Origin of the sequence: Streptomyces sp. NPDC014801 (assembly GCF_043082085.1) — a bacterium.
Lineage (GTDB): Bacteria > Actinomycetota > Actinomycetes > Streptomycetales > Streptomycetaceae > Streptomyces.
Genome location: NZ_JBIBXG010000019.1, coordinates 99,603 through 115,650, shown reverse-complemented (window position 1 = coordinate 115,650; position 16,048 = coordinate 99,603). Strand labels below are relative to the sequence as shown.

Genomic DNA, 16,048 nt, shown 5'->3' with positions numbered 1-16,048 from the left:
TCCCCCGGCCCGGGGGACCCGCCTGAGGCGGTGGCCACCGCTTCCGGGGAGGCGGCGTGGAGCGGGGGCGGGCCATCCGGGAGACTGGCGGCACGCAGCGCACGAGGAGAACAGCCGCCGATGACCGCTCCCCGCCCGGGTTCCGCGTCCCGTCAGCCGACGATCGCCGATGTGGCGCGCGCCGCCGGCGTGTCACGGACCACCGTCTCGCACGCGCTCAACGGTCTGGGCAAGGTCGACCCCCGCACCCGCGAGCGCGTCAAGCAGGTCGCCCAGGAGCTGGGTTACCGACCCAACCTGCGGGCCCAGCGGCTGCGGCGCGGCGAGGCCCGGGCCATCGCCCTGCTGTCCTCGATGCCGCTCGCCGTGGCCGGCGGGCCGTCCCGGCTGGGCTTCTACATGGAGGTCGCCGCGGCCGCCGCCGAGCACGCCCTCGCGCACGGCTTCGCGCTGGTGCTGCTGCCGCCGGGGGAGTCCGGTGCCGGGCTGCGCACGGTCGACGTCGACGGGGCGATCGTGGTGGAGCCTCGGGAGGACGACCCCGTGGTCGCCGGGCTGCGCGAACGGGGCCTGCCCTGGGTGGCGTTGGGCCGGCCGGTGCCCGACGCCACCGAGGCGCCGTACGTCGACCTCAACGGCGAGGCGGTCACCGAGCTGCTGCTGGACCATCTGGCCGACCAGGGCGCCCGGCGCCCCGCCCTGATCACCGCGCCCGGCACCCGCTCCTCCGCCGTGGACGCGCGGACCGCCTACGCGCGCGCCGCCGCGCGGCACGGCTGGCCGCCGGTGACGGCCGTCGCCGAGGAGTCAGGCGGCGAAGAGGCGGGGTACGAGGCGTGCGCCACGCTCCTGCGCGCGCACCCGGACCTCGACGCGCTGTGCGTGATGGTCGACGCCTTCGCCGTCGGCGCCGTGCGCGCCCTGCACGACAGCGGCCGCGCGGTCCCCGACGACGTCCTCGTCGCCACCCGCTACGACGGCCTGCGCGCCCGGACCTGCGTCCCCCCGCTGACCGCGGTGGACCTCCACCTGGAACAGGCCGCCGCCCAGGCCCTGGACCTCCTCCTCGGCCAACTCCCCGGCACCCCCACCGATCGCCCCCTGCCCCCCACCCTGCCGTCCCCCCGCCTGATCCCCCGCCCCTCATCAACCCGCCCCCACTGACCCCACGCAGCAGGCGCCCCGGGCCCACGAAACTCCGCCCGCTCACCCCCACGCCGGCAGGGGCGCGGGGAACTGCGCGCCCAGCCGCCCACAACCCGCACCCGGAAGGACTCGGGAACCGGGCAGACGCGACCGGAGGAAGCCCGACGGCCCGCACAACTCCGCCCGCGTAGCCCCACGCAGTAGGGGCGCGGGGAACTGCACGACCAGCCGCCCACGGCCCGCACCCGAAAGCCAACCGCCCCCGGCAGATGTCTGCTCAGCCCCACGCCAGTGGGGGCGCGGGGAACTGCGCGACCAGCCCCCACGCCCCCGCACCCGAAGGCCAACCGCCCCCGGCAGACCCCCCCGCAGCCCCACGCCAGTGCCTCGCCAGGGTCAGATCCCCAGGATCAGCACCAGCCCCGACACCAGCGCGAACACCAGCACCCCCAGCCGGAGGCGCCGCGCGTCGAGACGGTGGTGCACCAGCCTGCTCAGCCCCGCGCCGGCGGCCAGTGCGGGCAGCATCCACAGCGCCGTGCCCAGATGGTCCAGGTGCCCGCGTCCCGTGAAGAACATCAGCACCAGGGACGCGGCCTCGCCGAGCAGGAAGCACACGGCGACCGTGGCACGCAGCTCCGGCGGCGGCCGGTGCTGGTACACCAGCGCGAGCGGCGGCCCGCCCACCCCGGTGGCCGTCTCGGTGATCCCGGTGACCAGACCGGCCCCGACGTAGGCCACACGCCCCGGCGCGAACGCGGGCGCGGCAAGGCTCACCAGCGCCGCGAGCACCGTCGCGACGCCGACCAGCAGGCCGAGGTCGTGCTCGGGGACGGCTGCGAGCAGTACCAGCCCCGCCGGGGTGGCCGCCAGCCGGGCCCCCGTGATCCAGCCGGCGCCGCGCAGATCGATGCTGAACCGCTCCCGCCAGGCCACGTACAGGTTCAGCGGGATCATCGACGCGAGCAGGAAGACCGGCAGCAGCCCCGGGTCCGCGATGCCGGCGACCGGCGCGACGATGAGGGCGTAGCCGAGACCGCTGGCGCCCTGCACGAACGCGGCGACGGCCACGGTCACGGCGAGCAGGGCGAGGGTGTCGCCGCTCACGCGCTCACCCCCCGCGCGCCGGCCGCGTGCAGGGCGGATCGCCCGGCCGTCGCGGCCTCGGCGGCGGGCCGGTGCACCCGTACGATCGGCGCGCGCCGCACCACGTCGTGGGCGAGTTCGCGGGCCTTCGCCAGCAGGGCCCGGCCGTCCCAGTCCGGTGGCCAGCCCTGCCACAGCCGCAGCCGCCCGGCCGTGAACACGGCGGTGATCTGGTCGCGGTTGCCGCGCCGCAGCAGCTCCCAGGGCAGGTCGTGCGAGGGGCACAGCTCGGGGACGGTGAGGTCGACGAGCAGGAAGTCGGCGGCGGAGCCGACGGCGACCGCACCGGTGCGGACCCCGGCGACCCCGGAGCCCGTGCCGAGCCCGACCGCGTCGGCGCCGAGCCGCGTGCCGTGGTCGAGCCAGGTCCAGCCGCCGCCGCAGGAGGAGTCGCCGGTCGCCAGACCGTGGGTGAGGCGCTGGGCGGTCTCGGCGGCGTCCAGCAGCCGGAAGGCGTCGCCCCGGGTGCCGTCGGTGCCGAGGCCGAAGCGGATGCCCTCCTCGGCCATGAGCAGCGCGGGCGCGACCGCGTTGCCCTTCCAGGCGCTGGCCACGGGGTTGTAGCTGACGGCGGTGCCGGTGTCGCGCAGCAGGCCCAGCTCACGCGGCGTCAGCAGGGTGGCGTGGGCGGCGAGCAGGTGCGGGCCGAGCACGCCCAGGCGGTGCAGATGCTCCAGCGGGCGCAGTCCGTGCCGTACGAGAGAGCGTTCGACCGCGGCGAGGTGCTCGTTGACGTGGATCTGCAGGACCGCGCCGGCCTCGGCGGCGAGGCGGGCCACGTCCGCGAGGGTCTGCTCGGTCGCCGCCTCCGGGATGGAGACGGCGAGCGAGGGGTGCACCAGCGGGTCGCTCGCATAGCGGGCGAGGTGCTTGCCCGCCCGGGCGAGGACGTCGTCCACGGCGTCCTCCCCGGCGTCGTTGCAGATCACGCCGAGCACGCAGCGCAGCCCCGTGTCGCGCGCGGCGCCCGCCACCGCCTCGACGTCGACGGGAGCACGGGTGCCGGCGTCCGCGACCGTGGTGAAACCGCCGCGCAGCGCCTCCCAGGCGGCCAGTTTGGCCGCCACGTACGCCGACTCCTCGTCGAGCGCGCCCTCCAGCGGTACCCACACCCGGCGGAAGATCTCCGATGGCTCACCGAAGGCCAGGGCGGCGCCGAAGCTCTGGGTGAGATGGTGGTGGGCGTCGACGAAGCCGGGCAGCAGCGCGCAGCCGGGCAGCCGCAGCGGAGCGAGTGCGGGGTGGTCGCGCAGGACGCGCGCGGCCGGTCCCACGTCGGTGAAGGCGGTGCCGTCCACGACGACGGCGTGGTCCTGCGCGGGGCCGTCGGGGAGCAGCACGGTGTCGGGGACCAGCAGCAGCGGACCGTCGTCGCGCAGCAGCGGGCCGGGGCCGGGAAGGGGCAGGGAGTGCATGGCGTCCTTGTCTCGGGGATCTTGCGGTGGGAGGACAGGTCTCTGATGGGCCGTCAGGTCTGGGGCTCCGCGAGCGGCTCGGCCGCAGGAGGTGCCGATGCCTTCGCCGGGCGGGAGACCCACGGCGTGCGGTGGAAGAGCGCGTGCAGCAGGGCCGCCGTGAACGCCCCGACGGCGACGCCGCTCTCCAGCAGGATGCGCGGGGTCGGCGGCAGCTGCCCGTACACGCCGGGCAGCAGGATCGGCAGCAGGCCGGCGGCCAGCGCGACGGCGACGATGAAGGTGTCGGTGTGGTCGTCCAGCCCGGCGCGGCCGAGCAGTTGGACGCCGAGCACGGTGATGACGCCGAAGACGACCAGGGCGGTGCCGCCGACCACGGGCGCCGGGATGGCGTTGACCAGGCGGGCCACGGGCGCGAGGAAGCCGATCGCGATGAGGACGAGTCCGGCGGCCACCGTGACGAAGCGGCTGCGTACGCCGGTGAGCTTGACGATGCCGATGTTCTCGCCGCTGGTGACCATCAGGGGCAGGCCGAAGAAGCCGCCGGCCAGCGAGACGACGGCGTCGCCGCGGATCGTGCGGGGCGCGTCCCGGCGGGCGTCGGGCCGCAGGCCGACGGCCTCGCTGTTGACCACGGTCTGGCCGGTGGCCTCGGCCATCGAGGCGAGGCTGTAGACCAGCAGGGGCAGCGCCGCGACCAGGTTGAACTGCGGTGTGCCAAAAGGCATCAGCGCCGGCGCGTGCAGCAGCCCGCCGCTGCCGCCGTCCAGGTGGACCCGGCCGAGCAGCGCGGCGAGGGCGGTGCCGGCCAGCAGGCCCAGCATCACGGCGAGCTGGCGCAGCGTGCCGCGCAGCAGCGCGTAGGCGACGACGGTGAAGCCCACCGTGGCCAGCCCCAGCAGCAGGGCGTGCGGCTCGCCGAAGCCGCTGGTGCCGGGCCGCCCGGTGATCAGCAGGGCGCCGACCTTCACCAGGTTCACCCCGACGATGACGATCATCGTGCCGATGACGAGGGTCGGGAAGAACTTCAGCAGCCGGGAGAACAGCGGCAGGACGACGAAGCAGAAGACCGCCGTCAGGATCACCGCGCCGGTGGCCGTGCGCAGTCCGTGCTCGTCGGCGATGGAGAGGAAGAGCACCAGCGGGGCGCCGCCGGGCAGCATGACGAACGGCAGGCGCGCGCCGAAGCCCCACGGTCCGAGGGACTGCAGCAGGGAGCCGATTCCGGACAGCACGAAGGCGGCGGAGAGCAGGTTGGCGGTCAGTGCGGGCGTGAGGTGCAGCGTCGCGCTGACCAGGAAGACGCTGGAGATCGGGGTGGCGGCCATGACCAGCACGTGCTGGATGCCGAACAGCAGCATCCGGTGGACCGGCCGGTAGGTGTCGACGGGATGGCGGCGCCGGGCCTCGGCGTGCGCGTCGGTGTCGGGGTCCGGGGCGGGGCGGGGAGCGGTGCGTAGCGACACGGGGGACTCCGTTTCGGGGTCGTCTCGCTCGGAGTTCGGCCTTCACGATGGGCCCGGACGGCGGCCAAATCGATTTGGCCAAATCGATTTGGCCGCCAGTATGTGGGGGGTGGGGAGGGGAGTCAAGAGGTTGCGGAGAGCGGACGGTCGGTGCCGTTCGGGCGACGAGGCGGGTGGCTGTGTGCCGGTCGGACCCGACAGCCCGGGCGCCAATGGTGCGCAGGCTGCGAGCCGGGTGGCTGGGCGTCGCTCACGCCGGCGAGCCGCGCCGCTCGGTGCTGCTCACGCAGGCGAGCCGGGTGGCCAGGTGCCGCTCAGGCCCGCGAGCCGCACCGCTCGCCTACGCCCGGGAGCCCGGCCGTGGGCGCTGGACGACGGCCAGGGAGGCCGCCGCGGCCGCGAAGCCGAGGACGCTGCCCGCCGCCACGTCGCCCGGATAGTGCACGCCGGTGTGCACGCGGGAGTAGCCGACGGCGACCGCCAGCGCCCCGAGCGGCACCGCCGCCGCGGGCAGGACGACACCCACGGCGGTAGCGAAGGCCGTCGCCGACGCCGTGTGACCGGACGGGAAGGACGCCGACTGGGGCATGGGCACGTGCCGGTCCACGCTGACCCGGGCCTGCTCGCGGTCCGGCCGCCGCCTGCGCACCATCCGCTTGCCGAGCAGGTTCGCCGCCGCCGAGGCGAGCGCCACCGCGCCGACGCCGGCCAGCGCCGCGCGCCGGGGCCGGCCGGGCACGAGGGCGAGGCCCGCGGCGACGGTCAGCGAGATCTTGGAGTGGTCGGCCGCGTGCGACAGCCGCCGCAGCGTGCGGTCCAGCGTGGGGGTGCGGGTGGCGGCCACGGCCGCGTAGAGGGCGCCGTCGATCGCGCGCAGGTCGCGGAGCACGGCGGTCACCGTGGCCCGGGCCCCGGCCGTCGCCGGGTCGCCCGGTGCGGCGGGCGGGGTGGTGTCGCGGTCAGCCATGGTCTGCTCCTTCGGGTGTTCGCGGCGTGCGGCCGAGGGCGAGCGCGATCAGCACCCGCCAGTCGACGGGGGGCGCGGGCACCACGACACCGGGACGGTCGCGCGGCACCCGCACGCGCAGCGCGCCGGGCCGCAGCGTGCACACGACCGGTGTGCGCATCCGCAGCGCCTCGCCGTCCACCGCCACGGCGATCTCGTCCGCGGCGGAGGTCACCTCGACCCGGTGCGAGGTCAGGACGGTCAGGCCCTTGGAGCGTGAGCCCCACAGGGCGAGGTCCGCCGCCTGGGCGGGGCCCTCCACCCGGAAGGCGAGCACGCCGAGCACCCCGCGGTCCAGCCGGATCCGGCGGCCGCCCCCGCCGAGTTCGTCGGAGGGGGCGTAGGGGTTGTTGCTGATCAGCAGGGCCTGCTGGGAGGAGAGCGCGGTGTCGTCGGCGCGGGCGTCCAGCCGGCCCGTCGCCTTGTCGGCCAGCAGGTCCGGCATGAGGCTCAGTGCCGTGCCCGCCTTGTCGTCGCGGTACTCGGGGCGCTGCACGACGTCGGCGTACACCCCGAACGACACGGTGTTGACGAAGGGCCGCCCCGCGACGTCGCCGAGGTCGACGCGCAGTTCCTCGCCGTCGGTGAGCGCGTCCAGGCAACGGGACGGGTCGTCGCGGTCGAGGCCCAGGTCCAGCGCGAAGTGGTTGCGGGTGCCCGCGCTGATCACGAGGAACGGCAGGTCGTGCTCGGCGGCGACCGCCGCGACCAGCGCCTGGGTGCCGTCGCCGCCCGCCACGCCCAGCAGGTCGGCGCCGCCGGCCACGGCCTCGCGGGCCAGCGCGGCGACGTCCGCCGGGGCGGACGGGTCCAGCAGGATCACCCGTGCGCCGAGTTCCCGCGCACGCTCGGCGAGCCCGAAGCGGCCGACCTTCCCGCCGCCCGACTTCGGGTTCATGATGAGCACCGGCCGCGCCGGCGGACGCGCCGGGGTCGCCTGCTGAGGGAGTTCGGGGCGCGCCCGGCGCAGGGCCGCCCGGCCACAGGCCAGGGTCGCCGCCCAGCACAGGCTGGAGGCCAGGGCGGTCTGCCAGAGGTCGCCCTGCGCGAAGAGGACGAGCACACCGACCGGCGCGCCCACCACGAACAGCGCCCCCAGCAGCCGTACCGCGCCCCGGTGTGCCAGGAACCACCACAGGCCGGCGGCGCACACCACCAGGCCGGCGAGCCCCGCCACGACGATCAGCAGGCCGCGCCCACCGACCGTGACCAGCAGCACGACGACCGCGCCGAGCGCCGTCAGCAGGGCGCAGCGCGCGAGCAGCCGGGCGACGGCGCCCTCGCGGCGGTGGGTGCTGCGGGTGGTGTCGACGGCGTCCTCCCGGCGCGGTGTACGTCATCCCGGCTCGCTGACCTTCCCAGCGTGCGCACTCCCGGAGTGCGCAGCGCCCCGGCGGGTCCGTCCGGGGGACATGCCGTCCCGGCCGGGGCGCTCGGTCCGCGGTGCGTCGGCGGGGCGCGATGCCGCCGGCGTGCCGTGTGTCCCGCGGGGTCGTCCTGACCACCGTATGCCCGCCGCGGCCGCCGTCATGACCTCACGGCCGTGCGTCCTCGGCAGCCGGCGTGCGCGGGGCCGCTCGGGTGGCCGGGCGCCGGCCCTCCCGGTCGACGGCGAGGGCGACCAGACCCGCGGCCAGCGACACCAGCCCGCCGACGACGAAGGCGGCGCGGGCGCCCCAGCGGTCGCCGAGCCAGCCGACGCACAGGGCGCCGAGCGGGGTCGAGCCCTGTATCACCAGCGTGTACAGCGCCAGCACCCGCCCGCGGTAGCGGGGGTCGCTGCCCAGCTGGACACGGTGGTTGGCGGCCTGCGCGAAGCAGATCGTGGCGAACCCGGTGAGGAACAGCAGCACGACCGCGGCGGCGGGGGAGGGCGCCCAGCCGACGGCCGCCTCCAGCAGCCCGAACGCGATCGCGGCGCCCGTCACCAGCAGCGCGGACGGGCGGCTGCTGCGCCCGCTCGCGGCGAACGCGCCCAGCAGCGACCCGGCCGCGAAGACCGTGGTCAGCAGGCCGAAGGAGGACGCGCCGGTGTGCAGCACCGTCTTGGCGAGGAGGGGAAGCGTCAGCTGGAAGTTCAGGCCGAACAGCCCGACGACCGCGACGAGCGCCATGGGCACGGCCAGGTCGGGCCGCCCGAGGGTGTGGCGCAGCCCGTCCACCACCCGCGCCCGGCCGGCCTCCCGGGGCGGGCGCAGCAGTTCGGCGGGGCGCATGAGCCGCAGCCCGGTCACGGTGGCCAGGTAACTGAGCGCGTTGACGAGCATCACCCAGCCGGTGCCGAAGGCGGTCAGGAGCAGCCCGGCGAGGGCCGGTCCGAGGACGCGGGCGACGTTGAAGTACGCGGCGCTCAGCGCGGAGGCGTTCGGCACCACGCTCGGGGGCACGAGTTCGCTGATGAAGGCCAGGCGGGCGGGGACCTCGACGGCGTTCACGATCCCGAGGCCGAGCGCGAACAGGTGGATGTGCCACAGGGCCACCGTGTCCGCGAACACGGCCAGCGCCAGGAGCAGCGCGAGCGCCGCCGACACGCAGTTGGCCGCGGTCAGCAGCGTCCGCTTGTCGTGGCTGTCCGCGAGGCGGCCGCCGTACAGCGTGAACAGCATGGGGGTGAACTGCAGCGCCGTCACCGTCCCCAGGGCCACGGCCGAGTCGCCGGTCAGGCCGAGCACGAGCCAGTCCTGCGCGACGACCATCATCCAGGTGCCGGCCACGGAGACGATCTGCCCGGCCGCGAACAGCCGGAAGTTGCGGGTGCGCAGGGCGCGGAAGCGGTACGTCAGGGGTGCGATCACGGTTGCCATGCTGCGGGCGGACTCATGAGCACGGCTCGAGGTACGGCACGGGCGGGTGAGCCGCGCGGCCGCCGTCCGGACGCCACGGGAATGCCCGGACCCCCTCCGGCGTTGCAGCCCCTGTGACTGGCATGCACCGCTCAAGATCGTCCGGGGTGCCGGTCCGCGAGAGGAGGACCCCATGGCACGCAGCACCGTGCGTCCCGTCGTCCGGCTGAAGTCGACGGCAGGGACCGGTGTCACCTACGTGACGCGCAAGAACCGGCAGAACGACCCCGACCGGCTGGTCCTGCGCAAGTACGACCCGGTGGCCGGACAGCACGTCCTGTTCCGCGAGGAACGCTGACCGGACCACCACCGACGGGCCCGAGCCTCCCACGAGGCCGGGCCCGCCGGCGTTCGGCGCGAGGGAGCCGGCCTCACGGCTGGGCGTCGCGGCGGAGCCGCCTGAGGGCCTCCAGCTCCCACCGCGGAAACGGCGCGCCCCACCGGCTCAGGTATCCGCTCTCCCCGTGCACCCTGACGACCTCGTCGAAGCACCGCGTCACGGCCCGCGCGACCGCGTCGACGCCGAGGCGTCCCGACCACAGGACGGTTCCGGCGCTGTCGGGTGAGCGGCCGTGGGGGAGCTCCAGCAGGCGGAGCCGGGCGTCGTGCCCGTCCCGCCGGAAGATCCAGCGGAAGGCGGTCGGCTCGGCCTCGAACTGCGCGCGTGTCTCGGCCGCGCCGGCGACGAGGCGCGCCACGGCCGTCAGCAGGTCCTCCGGAGCGTTGCCGATGCGGGAGGCGAGGACCTCGACCGTGCCGTCGGCCGTCTCCAGGGTGCACGTGGCCCAGCCACTGCCGGCGAGTGACCAGGTGAGCCGCACCGCGCTGGGCGTGGGCGTCGTGGCGTCGGCACTCGCGTCGGGCATGCCGGGAACAGTAGGGCCGTCGCAGCCGGCTGTCACGGCGACGGCCGCGTGGGCTCGGTACGGCGATGCCGGGTGAGGGCGTCGGGTGGGGCGGCCGCAGGCGGCGGGTCGGTTGCGGCGCCGCAGCCGTGTGCGGCGGGTCAGTGGGTCTCGCCGCGAACCGGTGCGCTGCTGCGTCCCGTGCGCCGGCCCCCGAGTTCCGCGTCGAGCGTCTCCTGGGCGACGCGCATGGCCTCGGCGTATCGCGGCTCCTGGAGCCGCTTCCACATCTCCTCCTCGGGCACGTCCTCCACGCGGGTGACGACCCACCAGATGGTGCCGAGGGGGTCCTTGACGCGTCCGCCGCGCTGCCCGAAGGCACTGTCCGACACGGGCGTGACGACCTGCGCGCCGGCCGCGACGGCCCGCGCGATCGCCGCGTCCGCGTCGGCGACGAAGACCCGCAGCAGGCTCGGCAGGGCGGGCCAGTCGGCGTGCCGGTCGAAGGCGAGCACGACGGTGTCCCCGATCCGGATCTCCCCGTGCCCCACGGCCCCGTCCTCGGTCCGCACCCGCGCCAGCTCCACGCCGTCGAACACCTCGGCGACGAAGTCGAGGAACGCCCCCGTGTCCTCCGTGACGACCCACGGGGCGACGGCGGTGTACCCGGCGGGTGCGACGCTGCTCAGCTCGGACATGGGGACTCCCTTTCGTCGACCTCACGGACACGACCGACGGTAGGAGCCATCTAGGCCAGGGTCTGACCTAGACACCTCGCCCCGGTTGCGGCCCCGGGGCTGTGACGCTCCCGGCCCGGGCCCGCCAGGTCGGCGCCCGAGTTCGCGCCCCAGGCGATCAGGCGGGGCGATCCGTGTCCGAAGGCGGGGGGACGGGGCGCGCGCCCCGGTTCGGTGGTCGAGTGATTTGTCCAAGTCGATCCGGTTGCCGCCCTGTTCGCGCCGCCTTTCTTGTCCATGCCTTGACAATTAATTCGATCGAGGTTCAACCGACTGTCGTCACCGAGGCCGTGTGCCTCCGTAAGGTCCCTGAGCGTTGCGAAGAAAGGGACTCATGGGCACACACCACGTGGTCCGGGCCCGCGGGATCACCAAGTGTTTCGGTGACGTCGTCGCTCTCGACGGCGTCGACCTCGATGTGACACAAGGTCAGATCCATGGCCTGGCCGGACCGAACGGCGCCGGCAAGACGACTCTGCTCGGCCTCCTGCTGGGCCTGGCCGTCGCCGACGGCGGCAGCCTCGAGATCCTCGGCGTCCCCTTCGGCCGGGCGCTCGCGGCCCCGGACGGCGTCGCCGGCTTCGTGGACGGGCCCGGCCTGTACCCCTCGCTCACCGCCCGGCAGAACCTCGCCGCGCTCGCCGCCCTGCGCGGCCACGACAAGAGGTCGGCCGGCATCGCCGACGTCCTGGACCAGGTCGGGCTCACCGACGTGGCCGACGACCGGGTGCGCGGCTTCTCCCTCGGCATGCGCCAGCGCCTCGGGCTCGCCGCCGCCCTGCTCACCCGGCCCCGGCTCCTCGTGCTGGACGAACCCGCCAACGGCCTCGACCCGGCGGGCGCGCGGCACGTGCACGGCGTCCTCACCCGCCTCGCGGCCGAGGGGACGGCCGTCGTGCTCTCCAGCCACCGCATGGACGACCTGGAGGCGCTGTGCTCGGAGGTCACCATCCTCGCCACCGGGCGCGTCGTCTTCTCCGGACCGCTCGCCAAACTCGCCGCCGAGAACCGTGAACTCGACTACCGGCTGCTGACCTCCGACCCGCAGGCCGCCCGCCGGCTCGCCGACGACACGGACGGAGTCGACGTCGTCGACGGCACCACGCCCCGGCCCGGCGGCGAGGCGCTCGTCGTGCGCGCGCCCGTGTCCGCCCTGGACGCCCTGGTCGCGGCGCTCGTGCACGCCGGCGTCGCGGTGCGCGAACTCGCTCCCGTCGTCTCGCCGCTCGAAGCCGCCTTCCTCGCCCTCACCGAGCGGCAGGAGGCCGGCCGATGACCACGACCCTCACCGATGACAGCGTTGCCATCACCCGGCGCGTGTCCGTGCCGCGCGGCTACCGCTTCGAACTGGTCAAGCTGGTCTCGCAGTGGCGGATCCGGCTGCTCGTCCTCGCCTGCTGGCTCGCTCCCGGCCTCTTCGTCGCGGCGGTGAGCCGGCAGAGCACCCTGCCCGTCGACACGCTCTTCGGCCGCTGGATGCACGCCACCGGCTGGGCCGGACCGCTGGTCCTGCTCGGCTTCGCGGGCACCTGGGCGCTGCCGCTGCTCACCTCGGTCGTCGCCGGTGACGTGTTCGCCGCCGAGGACCGGCTCGGCACCTGGCGCCATCTGCTCGTGGCGGTGCGCTCGCCCCGGCGCATCTTCGCGGCCAAGGCCCTGGCAGGACTCACCGTCGTCCTGCTGATGGTGGCCGGACTGGTCGCCTCCAGCATCGCCGGCGGGCTCCTCGCGGTCGGCAACCAGCCGCTGGTCGGCCTCGACGGCCATCTGCTGAGCCCGGGCGACACCGCCGCGAAGGTCCTGCTCGCCTGGGCCTGCGCGCTCGCCCCAACCCTCGCCCTCGCCGCGATCGGGCTGCTCGGTTCCGTCCTGCTGGGCCGCTCCCCGATGGGGCTGCTGCTGCCCGCGCTCGTCGCCCTGGCGATGCAGCTCGCCCAGATGCTCCCGCTGCCCGTCCCCGTACGCCTCGCCCTGCCCGGATACGCCTTCCTCTCCTGGAACGGGCTGTTCACGAGTCCCCCGCAGACGGCTCCGCTCCTCATCGGCGTCGCCGTCAGCCTGGTGTGGGCCCTCACCGCGACGGTCCTCGCGTATGTCCTCTTCGTACGGCGGGACTTCACCAACCCCGCCTACGACGGATCGGCGCGCCGCGCGCTCACCGCCGGTGTCCTGCCGCTCGTCGTGCTGGTCGCCGCGGGCGCGGTGGCCGTCGCCACGACGACCGGGGCCGGCGGCACCGGGATCACGCAGGACAAGCTCCAGCGCTCCCTGGCCACCGAGTTCGCGCACCTGTACCGCATGCAGACGCGGGCGCTCAACCGGCCGGACGTGACCGAGGCGGCGCTGAGGGCCACGGCCGCGTGCACCAAGGGCAGCCTCAAGGTCGCCGCCGAGGGACCCGGCAACGACTGGCGCTGCGTCGTCACCTGGCACCTGCCCGGCATCCAGGCCGCCGGCACCGCCGTCTACCAGCTCGACGTCACCGCCGACGGCCGCTTCATGGCCGACGGTGACGGGCCGAAGGAAGTCAACGGCTACTTCCTGGTGCGCACCGCGACCGGTGACGCGCCGAACCCCCTGTGGCAGTTCGACGGCAACGTCGAGCTTCTCCCCGCCTCCTCGAAGGGATGAACCCATGCAGGTAACACGCCGTCGCCGGCGTGTCGAGAAGGACCCCTCCGGTCCTCTCGCCAGACGCATAGGCCGCCGGATACCCCTGGTCACGGCAGGCACCACCGCGCTCGCCGTCGTGGCCGCCGGCGTCGCCTACGCCCAGACCCACCAGTTCGGCACCGACCAGGTCGGCCAGACGACCGACCGGGGCCAGGTCATCTCCAGCGACCAGTACATCGCCCCGTACGGCGACCGCCTCGTCCTCAACGACGGCAAGATCATGTCGTCGACGGTCAGCCCGGACGGCTCCCACCTCGCCGCCGCCGTCACCGACGGGGGCAGCGCGCTGGCGCTCGTCGACCTGAAGAACTTCAAGGTGCAGCAGGTCGTCGGCACCGCCGCGACGTCCAGCCCCCGCCTGAAGAGCAACAGCGTGGGCCAGGAAGGCCCCACCTACTCGCCCGACGGCAAGCAGCTGTGGCTCGGCCAGACCGACGGCTACACCCGGTTCACCGTGAACGCCGACGGCACCGTCACCGATCCGACGACCGTGGCGATCCCGGCGGACGGCACGAAGCACGCGCTCGTCGGCGAGGCCGTGTTCTCCGCCGACGGCTCCACCGTGTACGCCGCGGTCAACGGCCAGAACCGGGTGGTCGCCCTGGACGCGGCCACCGGCGCGATCCAGCAGAGCTGGGCCGTCGGCAACGCGCCCCGCGACCTGGTCCGGGTCGGCGACAAGCTCTACGTCAGCAACGAGGGCGGCCGCCCGGCGAAGCCCGGCGAGACCACCATGAACTCCTACGGCACGCAGGTGCCGGCCGACCCGGACACCGGCGCCACCACCACCGGCACGGTCAGCGTCATCGACCTGGCGCACCCGTCCGCCGACCCGGCGAGCATCGACGTCGGCCTGCACCCGACGGCCCTGTACGCCAAGAAGGGCGCGCTGTTCGTCACCAACACCGCGACCAACGACGTCTCGGTCATCGACACCGCCCGCGACAAGGTCGTGCAGACGATCGCCACCCAGCCCTGGCCCGAGGCCTCCGTGGGCTACGAGCCCGATGCGGTGACCCTCACCGACGACGGCCACCTGCTGGTGACGCTGGGCCGCGCCAACGCGGTCGCCGTCTACCGGTACACCAGCGCGCAGGAGCCGGTGAGTTACGTCGGCCTGCTGCCCACCGACTACTTCCCGGCGGAGATCACCACCGTCGGCGACCAGGTCGTCGTCTCCAACACCCGGGGCATCGACGCCCGCCGCCCCACCACCAAGGCCGGGCACGGCACCCACGACACCACGTCGAGCGTGCAGCGCTTCACGCTGCCCGACGACAGCGTCACCCGCGCCCAGACCGCCAAGGTCTTCGAGCAGAACGGCTGGAACGGCGCCCGGATCGCCTACAACCAGGCCGGTCGCCCGGCGAGGCCGGTGCCGGTCCCGCAGCGGCTCGGCGACCCCTCGACGATCAAGCACGTGTTCCTGATCGTCAAGGAGAACCGGACCTACGACCAGGTCTTCGGCGACATGCCCGAGGGCAACGGCGACCCGTCGGTGACCCAGTTCGGCGAGAACGTGACGCCCAACCAGCACGCCCTGGCGCGGCAGTTCGGCCTGTACGACAACACCTACGACATCGGCACCAACTCCGCCGAGGGCCACAACTGGCTGATGCAGGCCGACGACCCGGAGTACACCGAGTCCTCGGCCGGTGAGTACCAGCGCAGCTACGACACCGAGAACGACGCGCTCGGCCACCAGCGGTCCGGGTTCCTCTGGACGGGCGCGCAGGCGGCCGGCAAGAGCGTGCGCGACTTCGGTGAGTTCCAGTCCATCGAGAGCAAGCCGGCCGGCGCGACCTGGCAGAACCTGTACTGCGACGCCAAGGACATGGCCGCCACCGGCAAGCCGACCGCCTACCCCATCCAGACCGGCTCGGCGATCCCGTCGCTGAACGCCGTCTCCGTACCCGGCTTCCCGATGTTCGACCTCGACGTCCCGGACGTCTACAAGTTCCAGATCTGGAAGCAGGACTTCGAGAAGAACGGCCCGGCGAACCTGAACATGTTCTGGTTCTCCAACGACCACACCGGCGGTCCGGCGAGCGCGACGGCCCAGGTGGCCGACAACGACCTCGCGGTCGGCCGGGTGGTCGACGAGATCTCCCACAGCAAGTACTGGAAGGACTCGGCGATCTTCGTCGTCGAGGACGACTCGCAGGCCGGCCTCGACCACGTCGACGGCCACCGCGCCCCGATCCAGATCATCAGCCCCTGGGCCCGGCACGGCGTGGTCGACAGCCACTACTACACGCAGATCACGATGATCCGCACCATCGAGCAGATCCTCGGGATCCACCCGATGAACCAGAAGGACAGCGCGGCCACCCCCATGCGCGGCGCCTTCACCGGGCAGGCGGACCTCACCCCGTTCAAGGCGCTGCCCAACCGGGCCTCGCTGACCGACGGCCTGAAGACCCCGCCGCCGTGCGGCACGGACACCCCGGCGGCGCAGAACCCCAAGGCGGCCGCCGTGCCGTCGGCGAAGGTCCCCGACGACAAGCGGCAGCTCGCGGCCCAGTGGGACGCCTGGAAGGCGAAGCAGCGCCTGACCGGTCCGCACGCGGTGCCGGACTTCGCCAACCCCGCGCAGATGAACCACTTCACCTGGTACCAGACGCACGAGTGGAAGACGCCCTACCCGGGCGAGAGCAAGCTCTACGCCCCGCAGGACGTGCCCGGCGCCGCCATCCCGTCGTCGGAGTCCGACGGCTGACGGCACTGAACACCCCGGGGAAGGCCCCCGGCCGGCGACACCGCCGACCGGG

General features: G+C 74.4%; 13 protein-coding genes. 5 read left to right on the top strand and 8 right to left on the bottom strand.

Going from position 1 to position 16,048, the window contains the following annotated elements:
• The first annotated feature begins 120 nt into the window (after window positions 1–120).
• Window positions 121–1,164, top strand: coding sequence for a LacI family DNA-binding transcriptional regulator (locus ACF1AL_RS36580; RefSeq protein ID WP_391828614.1), 1,044 nt, complete (start codon window positions 121–123; stop codon window positions 1,162–1,164).
• Between the two features lie 378 nt (window positions 1,165–1,542).
• On the opposite strand, the gene ACF1AL_RS36575 is transcribed toward ACF1AL_RS36580, so the two are convergent.
• The 6 genes from ACF1AL_RS36575 to ACF1AL_RS36550 form a co-directional block, all read right to left on the bottom strand.
• Window positions 1,543–2,253 carry a TSUP family transporter gene (locus tag ACF1AL_RS36575; RefSeq protein ID WP_391821904.1) on the bottom strand — a complete coding sequence of 237 codons (711 nt, stop codon included), beginning with the start codon at window positions 2,251–2,253 and terminating at the stop codon, window positions 1,543–1,545.
• On the bottom strand, window positions 2,250–3,707 hold the full coding sequence (locus ACF1AL_RS36570) for an amidohydrolase family protein (RefSeq protein ID WP_391828612.1): 1,458 nt from the start codon (window positions 3,705–3,707) through the stop codon (window positions 2,250–2,252). The genes ACF1AL_RS36575 and ACF1AL_RS36570 overlap by 4 nt, the downstream gene beginning before the upstream one ends.
• A gap of 53 nt (window positions 3,708–3,760) precedes the next feature.
• Window positions 3,761–5,068, bottom strand: a complete 1,308-nt coding sequence (locus ACF1AL_RS36565) for a uracil-xanthine permease family protein (protein ID WP_391828639.1) — start codon at window positions 5,066–5,068, stop codon at window positions 3,761–3,763.
• Between the two features lie 445 nt (window positions 5,069–5,513).
• A complete protein-coding gene (locus ACF1AL_RS36560; RefSeq protein WP_391698479.1) occupies window positions 5,514–6,140 on the bottom strand; it encodes a phosphatase PAP2 family protein in 627 nt (208 codons plus the stop codon).
• Window positions 6,133–7,398 (bottom strand): diacylglycerol/lipid kinase family protein, encoded by a 1,266-nt coding sequence (locus ACF1AL_RS36555; protein ID WP_391698481.1) that lies wholly within the window; start codon window positions 7,396–7,398, stop codon window positions 6,133–6,135. Before ACF1AL_RS36555 ends, ACF1AL_RS36560 begins: the two co-directional genes overlap by 8 nt.
• Window positions 7,399–7,714: 316 nt before the next feature.
• Window positions 7,715–8,974, bottom strand: a complete 1,260-nt coding sequence (locus tag ACF1AL_RS36550; RefSeq protein ID WP_391828610.1) for an MFS transporter — start codon at window positions 8,972–8,974, stop codon at window positions 7,715–7,717.
• 181 nt (window positions 8,975–9,155) lie between these two features.
• Between ACF1AL_RS36550 and rpmG the strand changes: the two genes are divergently transcribed.
• Window positions 9,156–9,320, top strand: coding sequence for a 50S ribosomal protein L33 (gene rpmG / locus ACF1AL_RS36545; RefSeq protein ID WP_366841512.1), 165 nt, complete (start codon window positions 9,156–9,158; stop codon window positions 9,318–9,320).
• Between the two features lie 73 nt (window positions 9,321–9,393).
• On the opposite strand, the gene ACF1AL_RS36540 is transcribed toward rpmG, so the two are convergent.
• Together ACF1AL_RS36540 and ACF1AL_RS36535 are read right to left on the bottom strand one after the other, a co-directional pair.
• Window positions 9,394–9,888: a hypothetical protein gene (locus ACF1AL_RS36540; RefSeq protein WP_391698485.1), complete on the bottom strand. Its 495-nt coding sequence runs from the start codon at window positions 9,886–9,888 to the stop codon at window positions 9,394–9,396.
• A gap of 140 nt (window positions 9,889–10,028) precedes the next feature.
• Window positions 10,029–10,565: a VOC family protein gene (locus ACF1AL_RS36535; RefSeq protein WP_391698487.1), complete on the bottom strand. Its 537-nt coding sequence runs from the start codon at window positions 10,563–10,565 to the stop codon at window positions 10,029–10,031.
• A 373-nt stretch (window positions 10,566–10,938) separates the two neighbouring features.
• Here ACF1AL_RS36535 and ACF1AL_RS36530 point away from each other — a divergent pair, with 373 nt between their 5' ends.
• Genes ACF1AL_RS36530 through ACF1AL_RS36520 form a run of 3 tightly spaced genes read left to right on the top strand, consistent with a single transcriptional unit; the run spans window position 10,939 to window position 15,996 of the window.
• Window positions 10,939–11,880, top strand: a complete 942-nt coding sequence (locus tag ACF1AL_RS36530) for an ABC transporter ATP-binding protein (protein ID WP_391698489.1) — start codon at window positions 10,939–10,941, stop codon at window positions 11,878–11,880.
• On the top strand, window positions 11,877–13,235 hold the full coding sequence (locus ACF1AL_RS36525; protein WP_386419854.1) for an ABC transporter permease: 1,359 nt from the start codon (window positions 11,877–11,879) through the stop codon (window positions 13,233–13,235). The genes ACF1AL_RS36530 and ACF1AL_RS36525 overlap by 4 nt, the downstream gene beginning before the upstream one ends.
• 4 nt (window positions 13,236–13,239) lie before the next feature.
• Window positions 13,240–15,996, top strand: coding sequence for an alkaline phosphatase family protein (locus tag ACF1AL_RS36520; protein WP_391698491.1), 2,757 nt, complete (start codon window positions 13,240–13,242; stop codon window positions 15,994–15,996).
• The last annotated feature ends 52 nt before the right edge of the window (window positions 15,997–16,048 follow it).

Excerpts from the sequence above, each read along its gene's own strand:
- ACF1AL_RS36580 (WP_391828614.1), top strand. The coding sequence starts at position 121 with ATGACCGCTCCCCGCCCGGGTTCCGCGTCCCGTCAGCCGACGATCGCC.
- ACF1AL_RS36570 (WP_391828612.1), bottom strand. The coding sequence starts at position 3,707 with ATGCACTCCCTGCCCCTTCCCGGCCCCGGCCCGCTGCTGCGCGACGAC.
- ACF1AL_RS36565 (WP_391828639.1), bottom strand. The coding sequence starts at position 5,068 with ATGCTGCTGTTCGGCATCCAGCACGTGCTGGTCATGGCCGCCACCCCG.
- ACF1AL_RS36560 (WP_391698479.1), bottom strand. The coding sequence starts at position 6,140 with ATGGCTGACCGCGACACCACCCCGCCCGCCGCACCGGGCGACCCGGCG.
- rpmG (WP_366841512.1), top strand. The coding sequence starts at position 9,156 with ATGGCACGCAGCACCGTGCGTCCCGTCGTCCGGCTGAAGTCGACGGCA.
- ACF1AL_RS36540 (WP_391698485.1), bottom strand. The coding sequence starts at position 9,888 with ATGCCCGACGCGAGTGCCGACGCCACGACGCCCACGCCCAGCGCGGTG.
- ACF1AL_RS36535 (WP_391698487.1), bottom strand. The coding sequence starts at position 10,565 with ATGTCCGAGCTGAGCAGCGTCGCACCCGCCGGGTACACCGCCGTCGCC.
- ACF1AL_RS36530 (WP_391698489.1), top strand. The coding sequence starts at position 10,939 with ATGGGCACACACCACGTGGTCCGGGCCCGCGGGATCACCAAGTGTTTC.
- ACF1AL_RS36525 (WP_386419854.1), top strand. The coding sequence starts at position 11,877 with ATGACCACGACCCTCACCGATGACAGCGTTGCCATCACCCGGCGCGTG.
- ACF1AL_RS36520 (WP_391698491.1), top strand. The coding sequence starts at position 13,240 with ATGCAGGTAACACGCCGTCGCCGGCGTGTCGAGAAGGACCCCTCCGGT.